Annotated in this window: 3 protein-coding genes; all 3 read right to left on the minus strand. The window is 71.0% G+C overall.

Annotated features, from left to right (window positions below; all coding sequences use genetic code 11):
• The coding region (locus GWK61_RS54450; RefSeq protein WP_194922269.1) for a hypothetical protein at nucleotides 1-439 on the minus strand (439 nt) is incomplete at its 3' end.
• A gap of 198 nt (nucleotides 440-637) precedes the next feature.
• Nucleotides 638-1,336, minus strand: a complete 699-nt coding sequence (locus GWK61_RS54455; protein ID WP_194922270.1) for a response regulator — start codon at nucleotides 1,334-1,336, stop codon at nucleotides 638-640.
• A partial coding sequence (locus GWK61_RS54460; protein WP_194922271.1) for a hypothetical protein occupies nucleotides 1,333-1,603 on the minus strand: 271 nt, incomplete at its 5' end. The genes GWK61_RS54455 and GWK61_RS54460, both read right to left, overlap by 4 nt.

Here is a 1,603-nt window from a genome sequence, read left to right on the forward strand (position 1 = left end):
GCATGAAGCCGTCGTAGTGCAGGGGGTCCGTCCGGACCAGGCTGCCTTCGCCGGGGACGTACGCCGTCGCGCGGGCCACCAGTGTGCGGTAGCCGACGGCCGCCGTCACCAGGGACGTGCACTGCAGCGACTGGCCCGGCTCCAGGGACAGGTGTCCGATCCGGCCGCCCGGGCAGTCCACGGGCAGGGGGCGCGGGTCCAGGTCCTTGAGGCTGACCGTGATGTCGCGCAGGTCGGCTTCGCCCGGGGTGTCGGCCAGGGTGATGTGCACCATGTGTTTGGTGCCGGCCAGCAGGCGCTGGTCTTGGCCGTCCATCGTGGCGGTCAGGGTCATGCCCGCGCCGCCGCCGGCGAAGGCCGGCGTGGTGCCGGCCGCCGTCGCGGCCAGCGTCGGGGCCAGGCTGAGCCCGACCGCCAGCAGTAATCGCAAGGTACGCATGCTTCCAGATATGGGGAGCACGGCGTTGCGTTATGTCCGGCGCGCCGTCGGTTCCCACCGATGGCGCATTATGTGACCGGCTGTCCAATGGTGGGATCAATGGAGGTCTGGCGGTTGACCTGGAATGTTCCTCGCGAGGGTGGCGCCAGGTGTGTCAATATGCGTATAGCGTGACAATTCCTGGTGGATGAGCCCGAATCAGGGCTGGAACCGGTACCCCATGCCCGGCTCGGTCAGCAGGTGCGCCGGCCGCGACGGCTCCCGCTCCAGCTTCCGCCGCAGCTTCGTGAAGTGGAACCGCAGCAGCGGCGTGTCGTTCTCGTACCCGTGCCCCCACACCTCGGTGAGCAGCTGCCGCGCCGACACCAGCCGCCCGGCGTTCTTCAGCAGCACCTCGACGATGCCCCACTCGGTGGGCGTCAGGTGCACGGTCGGCGGCACCGTCTCCGGCGCCTCGGCGATCCGCGTCACGGTGTGCGAGGCCACGTCCACGTCGAAGTCCCCGACCCGCTGCACCGCCGCCTTCGGCGCGTTGCGGTCGGCGTGCCGCCGCGCCACCCGCAGCCGGGCCAGCAGCTCCTCCATCGAGAACGGCTTGGTCAGGTAGTCGTCGGCCCCGGCGTCCAGGGCCTCCACCTTGTCCGAGGCGTCCGCGCGGCCGGAGAGCACCACGATCGGCACCTCCGTCCAGCCCCGCAGCCCCTTGATCACCTCGGCCCCGTCCAGATCGGGCAGGCCCAGGTCCAGCACCACCAGGTCGGGCAGCGTGCGGGCGGCGATGGCCAGCGCCGAGGTGCCGTCGACGGCGGTGACCACCTCGTACTTGCGCGCGGTCAGATTGATCCGCAGCGCGCGCAGCAGCTGCGGTTCGTCGTCGACCACCAGGACCTTGATCATCGAGCGGGCTCCTCAGCACCGGTGGACACGTCCGACAAGGAATCTGACACAGGATCCGGCGAAGCTTCGGACGACGCCTCCGCCGACGCCTCGACCGCCGCCTCCGAACCCTCCGCCGCCGCTTCCGCCGACGCCTCGACCGGCACATCAGCCTCCGCACTCTGCGTCGTCCCCGCCGCCGGCAGCGAAACCACCATCGTCATCCCCCCGCCCGGCGTCTCCTCGGGCGTCAGCGTCCCGCCCATGGCCTCGACCAGCCCCCGGGAC

The sequence above is a fragment of the Catenulispora rubra genome, assembly GCF_015356825.1.
Classification (GTDB): Bacteria; Actinomycetota; Actinomycetes; order Streptomycetales; family Catenulisporaceae; genus Catenulispora; species Catenulispora rubra.

Excerpts from the sequence above, each read along its gene's own strand:
- GWK61_RS54455 (WP_194922270.1), bottom strand. The coding sequence starts at position 1,336 with ATGATCAAGGTCCTGGTGGTCGACGACGAACCGCAGCTGCTGCGCGCG.